The organism is Congregibacter sp. (genome assembly GCF_045107095.1).
Lineage (GTDB): Bacteria > Pseudomonadota > Gammaproteobacteria > Pseudomonadales > Halieaceae > Congregibacter.
In genome coordinates this window covers 1-7,275 of sequence record NZ_JBGCFU010000054.1, presented here as the reverse complement: position 1 = coordinate 7,275, position 7,275 = coordinate 1, and the positions used below count along the sequence as shown (strand labels likewise).

At 54.9% G+C, this 7,275-nt stretch carries 9 protein-coding genes; 6 read left to right on the top strand and 3 right to left on the bottom strand.

Features of this window, described 5'->3' with window-relative positions:
• Positions 1-1,027, top strand: a 1,027-nt coding sequence (locus AB8B76_RS09430) for an NAD(P)H-dependent flavin oxidoreductase (RefSeq protein ID WP_405271960.1), incomplete at its 5' end; no start/stop codon positions are given.
• 2 nt (positions 1,028-1,029) lie between these two features.
• On the opposite strand, the gene AB8B76_RS09425 is transcribed toward AB8B76_RS09430, so the two are convergent.
• Positions 1,030-1,305, bottom strand: coding sequence for a polyhydroxyalkanoic acid system family protein (locus AB8B76_RS09425; RefSeq protein WP_023660326.1), 276 nt, complete (start codon positions 1,303-1,305; stop codon positions 1,030-1,032).
• Between the two features lie 37 nt (positions 1,306-1,342).
• Positions 1,343-2,218, bottom strand: coding sequence for a DMT family transporter (locus AB8B76_RS09420; protein ID WP_405271956.1), 876 nt, complete (start codon positions 2,216-2,218; stop codon positions 1,343-1,345).
• 90 nt (positions 2,219-2,308) lie between these two features.
• Here AB8B76_RS09420 and hslO point away from each other — a divergent pair, with 90 nt between their 5' ends.
• Both hslO and AB8B76_RS09410 read left to right on the top strand, forming a co-directional pair.
• Entirely contained in the window at positions 2,309-3,208 is a 900-nt protein-coding gene (hslO, locus tag AB8B76_RS09415; RefSeq protein ID WP_405271954.1) for an Hsp33 family molecular chaperone HslO, read from the top strand.
• 187 nt (positions 3,209-3,395) lie between these two features.
• On the top strand, positions 3,396-4,958 hold the full coding sequence (locus tag AB8B76_RS09410; RefSeq protein ID WP_405271952.1) for a phosphoenolpyruvate carboxykinase: 1,563 nt from the start codon (positions 3,396-3,398) through the stop codon (positions 4,956-4,958).
• 171 nt (positions 4,959-5,129) lie between these two features.
• On the opposite strand, the gene AB8B76_RS09405 is transcribed toward AB8B76_RS09410, so the two are convergent.
• Complete coding sequence (locus AB8B76_RS09405; RefSeq protein ID WP_405271950.1) at positions 5,130-5,255, bottom strand: hypothetical protein; 126 nt, start codon at positions 5,253-5,255, stop codon at positions 5,130-5,132.
• Positions 5,256-5,390: 135 nt separating this feature from the next.
• Here AB8B76_RS09405 and AB8B76_RS09400 point away from each other — a divergent pair, with 135 nt between their 5' ends.
• From AB8B76_RS09400 to AB8B76_RS09390, 3 genes are all read left to right on the top strand, one after another.
• Positions 5,391-5,831: a hypothetical protein gene (locus AB8B76_RS09400; protein WP_405271948.1), complete on the top strand. Its 441-nt coding sequence runs from the start codon at positions 5,391-5,393 to the stop codon at positions 5,829-5,831.
• Positions 5,832-6,070: 239 nt separating this feature from the next.
• Positions 6,071-6,583, top strand: coding sequence for a phasin family protein (locus tag AB8B76_RS09395; RefSeq protein WP_405271946.1), 513 nt, complete (start codon positions 6,071-6,073; stop codon positions 6,581-6,583).
• Between the two features lie 17 nt (positions 6,584-6,600).
• The gene (locus tag AB8B76_RS09390; protein WP_405271944.1) at positions 6,601-7,260 is read left to right on the top strand and encodes a TetR/AcrR family transcriptional regulator; all 660 of its coding nucleotides are present in this window, start codon (positions 6,601-6,603) and stop codon (positions 7,258-7,260) included.
• Positions 7,261-7,275: the final 15 nt, after the last annotated feature.

Sequence of the window (7,275 nt, the reverse complement as noted above, 5' to 3'; positions counted from 1 at the left end):
TAAGCTTCCTGGCCACCTACCCATTATCCAAGCACCCATGGCTGGCGTGCAGGGCAGTGCTCTAACCATCGCGGTGTCGACCGCCGGCGGAGTCGGCTCCTTACCCTGCGCCATGTTGTCCAGCGGAATGCTGGCGCAGGAACTGGAGACCATTAAGGCTTCCGGGATAGCTACCTACACCCTCAATTTCTTTAGCCATCAGCCGCCGCAAGCCGATGAACGCCAAGAAGCGCGCTGGCGTAATGCCCTAACGCGCTACTTCATGGAGTATGAACTTGATCCCGCTAACATCCCAAGGGGGCCATCGCGTACACCGTTTTCCGATGAATCGCTCGCGTTGATTGCAGCTTACAAGCCGCCCATCGTGAGCTTTCACTTTGGCCTGCCAACAAGTGCACACCTTGAGGCCATCAAGTCCTGGAATGGGCAGGTTTGGTCATCGGCAACTACCGTGGACGAGGCGCTGTGGTTAGCTGACCACGGCGCAGATGCCGTAATCGCCCAAGGAATAGAGGCCGGAGGCCATCGCGGCATGTTTCTCAGTAGAGACTTGTCGACACAACTAGAAACACTTGATCTGGTCGCGGCTCTGCAAACCGCTGTATCGGTCCCAGTCATTGCGGCGGGGGGAATCTCTAACCCAGAGCAGGTAAGGGCTGCTATGGACGCAGGGGCTCATGCTATTCAACTGGGTACCGCTTACCTGCTCTGTAAAGAAGCCAAAACAAGCCGCATTCATCGCAAGATGCTAAGAAGCCCACGATCCAGCAACACACAACTGACCAATCTATTCTCCGGGGGTATAGCGAGAGGTATTCCCAACCGTGTCATGGAGGAAATGGGGCCTATTAGCGATGTTGCTCCTGAGTTCCCTTTAGCGTCGAGCGCGCTCGCCCCCCTAAGAGCTGCCGCCGAAGCCCAGGGTAAGGAAGATTTCTCACCGCTTTGGTGTGGAACTGATACTACGGGTTGTCGAGAGGTGGGTGCTGGTGAACAGACTTTATGGCTGGCACAAGGAGTCAGGTGAACTCAGGAAACATACTCATCAAGAAAGCGCTGCACTTCATTGCGCAGAGGCCCTTTGAACGCAGAGGCCATGAGACCCAATTCAACACTGACCAGAACATCCGCATCCGAAAGCGTAAGTTTACCGTCGACGCCTGCCCCTTTAATCCTCACAGAATCGCCCTCCCACCGAGCACGTACGCCGTGGGTTCCTTCGAGCTGCTTGGCAAGCCCCTCAGCGGCCTCACGAAGCTCGGCTTTATCCATGCTATGCGGTTTGCGAATCTGAAATCCTGCCACGCGGGCCTACCTCGTTATAGTTTTCACGCAGTATAGGTCAGCTGCGCACACCGCGCATGGCCAACCAATTCCCAGCCAATACAAGAGAGAGCCCCCCCATGGACCATAAGGTCCAGGCATAGCTTTCAAGGAAACTGGAAACCAGAAGCGCGACGACGGGAAAGAGTAAAGTTGTGTACGCGGCGCGATCGGGACCAATACGGCCGATAAGCGAAACGTAAGCCCAAAAGGCAAGCACTGTTGCGAAGAACGCCAGATAAGCCAGCGAACTCAGATACTCACGACTTAAATCAACCGTAATCGGAATATCTAAAACAAGCGCCGCGACATACAAGGTGCAGGCTCCATAAAACATGCCCCAGGTATTGCAGGTGAGTACGGGAAGACCCTGTCGCAGACTCCCCGCGGCAACCAGATTACCGGCGGAGGCGAAAAGCGTGCCGAGAAAACACAGCAACAGCGCCTGTAAACGCGGATCGGACAAGCTGAGAGTTCCCAACTCCGGATAAAATAAGGCTGCCATGCCGAACAGGCCCAGTAGACCGCCGATAACAACAGGGGCACGTAGGGGCATGTTTAAAAAGAGCGCTCCACCGAGAGCGTTGAGGGCCACCATTGTCGAAAAAATTACCGCGATCAGACCCGATGACAGATCGACAGTCGCGGTGTAGATGAATAAATAGTTGCAGGAAAAAAGGCAGAGCCCTTGAAAGAAAATCCTTAAATGGTTGCGTAGGCTGAGTCGTACAAAGCCCTGAGTACACAGTGTAAGCAGTGCGCAAAATGCCGCGGCCAGAGCCATCCGGTGCGCAATAGACACAAGCGGGTCCACAAGCCCCAGCTGGTATTTGATGGCGAACCAGCTAGTACCCCAGATGACGACCGTCACTGCATATAAAAGTGTGGTTTGCATGCGCGAAAAAGTAGCTACTAGCGACCGGAATTGCGCCGCATGCTAGCACGGGGTTTCTGTAACACCCCTCTATGCTTTTATACTAAGCATATGACTGTTCCTACTGAAATCTCCACCCTCCGCCACGCCGACGGCAAGCGCCGCTTTCTCTTTGAAAAAATGGATCTGCGCGGCGAAATTGTGCATCTGGACAATGTGATCACCGATGTCAGCGACATCCACAGCTACCCAACGGGAGTGAGCCGATTGCTTGGCGAGTTCCTGGTGGCGTCTGTTTTGCTGGCGAGTACGCTCAAGTTCAGGGGAAGCCTGACGGTACAGGCGCGGAGCGACCGCGAGGTTCCCTTGATCATGGCCGAGTGCAGCAGTGATCTAGCGGTTCGCGCCATTGCCCGAGGCGCGGAAGGTGCAACCTCTGAGAGTTTCGACGCACTGTTGGGTGGCGGCCAGCTCGTCCTTACCATCACCCCTGAACGGGGTAAGCAATATCAGGGCATCGTCCCCCTCACGGGCGGCTCTCTGGCCAGCAGCCTCGACAGCTACTTCAGTCAATCGGAGCAACTCCAAACCCGTCTGCAATTGAGTAGCGACGGATCCCGTGCGGCAGGCCTGCTGCTTCAGCAGCTCCCAACCCAGCTTGAGCCCAATGCCGCGGCCCGTGAGGAACAATGGGATCGCGCCTGCATGCTCGCGGCAACCCTCAGCCCCGAGGAGCTTCTGCAGTTAGGTGACGCCACCCTTTTACACCGTCTTTATCACGAAGAAGTTATTCGCCTCTTTGACCTTGAAGCCGTGCGTTTTCGCTGTAGTTGCAGCCAGGACAGGACCTTTGCGGCCCTTGCCACCCTCGGCGAAGCTGAAATCCGTGACATCATTGCTGAGCAGGGAGCGGTCACCATGGATTGCGAGTTCTGCAACCAGCGATACATGTTCCGGGAGAGCGACCTGCGAGGCCTTCTTGGCTCTGGTGACAACGCGCCAATCCACTAATAAAAGTGAGAATTGGCGCACTTTCGTCCGGTTCACAATTACCACGCTATTCGCCATAATGGCGCCCCCAAAATGAGCGGTAACACTTCCAGCCTGCGTGCTTTTCGTCGCCGACTATCGTCGGCCACCGTCGAAAGTACCAGCGCGCAGTCCAACGCTCCGACATGCCAACACAGGACCACTCTGCATGAGCGCCAGCAACTCCACCCCGCGGGAATACATCGACCTGCAACCCGCCGACTTTATTGAAGAAGCTTTGCGCCGCGGTGAAGGCACCCTCACTGATACCGGAGCCCTTCTGGTAACGACGGGTAAACGCACAGGGCGCTCTCCCGGCGACCGCTTCATAGTGCGAGAGCCCAGCTGCGAAGACGCGGTTGACTGGGGCAGCGTCAACCGCCCCTTTGATGCAGACAAGTTCGACGCTCTTTGGGAGCGTGTCGAAAGCTACCTCAGCGAACGTGATCGCTTTGTGTCGCACCTCCACGTTGGAGCCCACAGTGATCACTATCTGCCCTTGCAGGTCACCACGCAGTGGGCGTGGCACGGACTCTTTGGGCGCAACATGTTTATCAAGCCGGATGAATACAATCCTGGCAGAAAACCCGAATGGTCTGTAATGAACGCGCCAGAGTTCGTTTGTGAACCTGACCGTGACGGGACGGCATCAGAAGCCACGGTAATCGTGAATTTCGCCCAACGTCGCATTCTGATAGCAGGCATGCGTTACGGCGGAGAAATGAAGAAGTCCGTGTTCTCTGTACAGAACTTCTTGCTGCCCGAAAAAGACGTTATGAGCATGCACTGCTCTGCCAACGTTGGAGACGATGGCGATACCACGCTGTTCTTTGGCCTGTCAGGTACGGGGAAGACCACCCTGTCGGCTGACCCCGCTCGCTACCTCATTGGCGACGATGAGCACGGCTGGACACGCGGTGCCGTCTTTAATCTCGAAGGTGGCTGTTATGCCAAAACCATTAATCTAAGCCAGAAGAACGAACCCATCATTTGGGATGCCATCAAGTTTGGCGCTATCGTCGAGAACGTCGTCGTAGACGAGAACCGCCACGCTGATTACGATGACACCAGCCTTACTGAGAATGGTCGCTGCTGCTATCCGTTGGCCCATGTACCCAAGCGGGTCGTGGAGAACGCCGCAGGCGAGCCCAAGTGTGTGATCTTTCTGACCTGTGACGTTTCTGGCGTTTTGCCGCCGATCTCTATCTTGTCCAAAGAAGCCGCCGCTTTTCACTTCCTGAGCGGCTATACCGCTCGTGTAGGCTCTACCGAAGTGGGCGCTGAAGCGGGTATTCATCCCACCTTTTCTACTTGTTTTGGTGCGCCCTTCATGCCTCGGCCTGCGAGTGATTATGCTGAGCTGTTGATGAAGCGCATTGAAGAGTTCGATAGCCAGGTTTATCTGGTCAATACCGGTTGGACCGGTGGCTCGGGCTCGGCCGAAGGATCAGGGTCTCGATTCCCGATACCCGTCACTCGCGCCGTAATCAGTGCTGCAGAGAGTGGCGCACTGCTGGACGCGCCACGCGGACATCTCGACATTCTCAACCTCGACTTCCCAACGGAAATACCCGGCGTTGACGCCCAGTTCGTGAATCCCCGCAACAATTGGGGCGACACTGCCGCTTACGACGAGCAGGCCAATAAGCTTGCGACGCTTTTTCAGAACAATATCGTCAAGTTTGATGCTGGCACTTCTATCGTGGACGCCGGACCCAAGCCTCAGAGCTAAGGTTCGCTTTCGATTGCGGTTCCTCAAACGGGTGCTTCGGCACCCGTTTTGCTAACTGCGCCCTCGTCCTGCGCTACAACCGTCGATAATGCCGGCATGGCAGACATTGTGTAGAAAGTCACAATTCCGTGGCTGAGATTAGTATGTTTGTTCTAATTATTTTCCCTAAAGTCACTCCCACTGGAGATGTGAGCAGTCAGCGCCACGCCAGATAGAAAGTCCAATAAGGCCGACACCGTCCAGTAGAGCAATGATGCAATGCTGGCCAAACAGGAGAGAAATCATGATTCCAGTCATTCTCCCTGCTTCTGCCCCCGGATGGCGATGCAGGCTTGACAAGAAGTAGGTCGACGCACGAATGCGGCGCCTACATCAACAAAAACTGATTGCACCATTTTGACAACAAATTTCTGAATTCTAGGAGTGAATATCATGGCTGAAGCCAAGAAAGCAGCACCCAAGCGTAAAACCACTGCCAAGCGTAAGCCTGTTGCTCGTAAGGCAACTACAGCTCGCAAGACTGCCGCAAAGCAGACCGTTAGCCTCCAGGGTCGCATGACCGAAGCAAGCCGCAACGCATTTCTTGCAAGTCTTGGCTTTTACGGCATGGCATTCGATCAGTTCCAGGGCCAGATCAAGACTGTAGAAACTGAACTTACTGCACGTCGCAAGAAAGCTGACAAGCTGTACGCCGATATGGTCAAGCGTGGCCAGAAGGTTGAAAAGCAAGCTAAGACAGCTATCGACGATATCGATCTGCCCAAGCTGGAAGTTGCCGCTCTGGACCGTGCAAAGCTCGAAGCACAACTGGAAAAAGCTCGCGCACGTTTCGCTGAGCTCAAAGGATCTGTTGGCTTTAAAGCCGCTGCCTAATTGCCCTAATGGGTTCACTGTCCCCGACCTGGGGATTTTTTGGGGGTCACATTGTGACCCCCTTTTTTTGTCTCTTTGTCACGCTCAGAAATATCTGTCTGCTAGACTGCGTCGGCAGATTCGAATAATGCCCACAAACCGCCCGCTCCTTCAGCTTTACGCGCCTTTTTGTTCCTGGCGGCGTTTCGCTAGCGGAGACACCTGTCGCGGAAAAGAGGCAATAGTGCAGAGGAAACACGATGGCAGACGATAAGAACAAAGTTACCGACAAAGCAGGCGAGATTGCGAAGAACATCTGGTTGGCGGGGGTTGGCGCCTACGGCCGAGCGGTTGACGAAGCCCAGGGACGGCTTGAAAAAGCGGGCGTTGAGCCTCCAAAACTGTTTCGTGAGCTGGTAAAGGCTGGAGCAGCGCTGGAAGACGAGGCGAGAGACGCGATAGAAGCGGGTTCTGCGGCTCGCCACTCCGTGGAGGACCGTATCAATCGCGTGCGTGAGAACTTCAATTTGCAGCGCCCGGCGCGCGGCGAAGACCTGTTGGCTCTCCATGAGAAGATTGACCGCCTTGCCAATCGAGTTGACGCCCTCACCGACGCTTTGAGCAACAGCGGCACGGTAAAAACGGCAAGGAAAGCACCCGCAAAGAAGAAAAAGGCTCCTCCGCGGGCCAAAAAGTCACCGGCAAAGAAGCGGCCCGCCGCCAAGAAGCCCCAAGCCGCTAAAAAAACGCCGGCTCGACGAAAAACCAACTAATCCGCGCCTAAAAAACGGTGAAAACCCGGGATCGTATTCTCGATAGCAGTCTTCGTCTGTTCAACGAAGAGGGCGAGGCGCACGCGACTACCCTTGATATCGCCGGAGAGCTGGATATCAGTCCGGGGAATCTCTATTACCACTTCAAGGGCAAAGATCAGATCATTGCTGAGCTCTTTGAGCAGTTCCAACTGGCCCTAACGCAAACACTGAACGCACCGGTCGAACAGCCACTGCACGAGCATAAGGGCCATCTCGAAGACAACTGGTACTACCTGTACGTGGTGCTTGAAGAGCTATATCAGTACCGTTTCCTGTATCACAATCTTGACGATCTCATGCGACGCTACCCGACTCTTGTGCGTGGTTTTCGGCGTATTCTCGCGGCGAAACGAGCCGCTCTCAAAGCCATTATCACCAGCTTGTTTGAGCATTCGCAGACCACCTTGAGCAAAGTACAGATGGAAGCATTGGTAGAGAACATGACGCTCCAACTGACTTACTGGCTCAGCTACGACCGGCTCCTGCACGACCAAAGTGATGCCCAGCGCTGCATTCATCAGGGCGTGCTACAACTGATGACAATGATTGCGCCCTATCTGGGTGAAGAGCAAATGGACTTCTACCGAGAGTGCGAGTTTATTTTTGACGGCATGATGGATGCGACCGAGCAGTAGACAGTAGGACAGCTT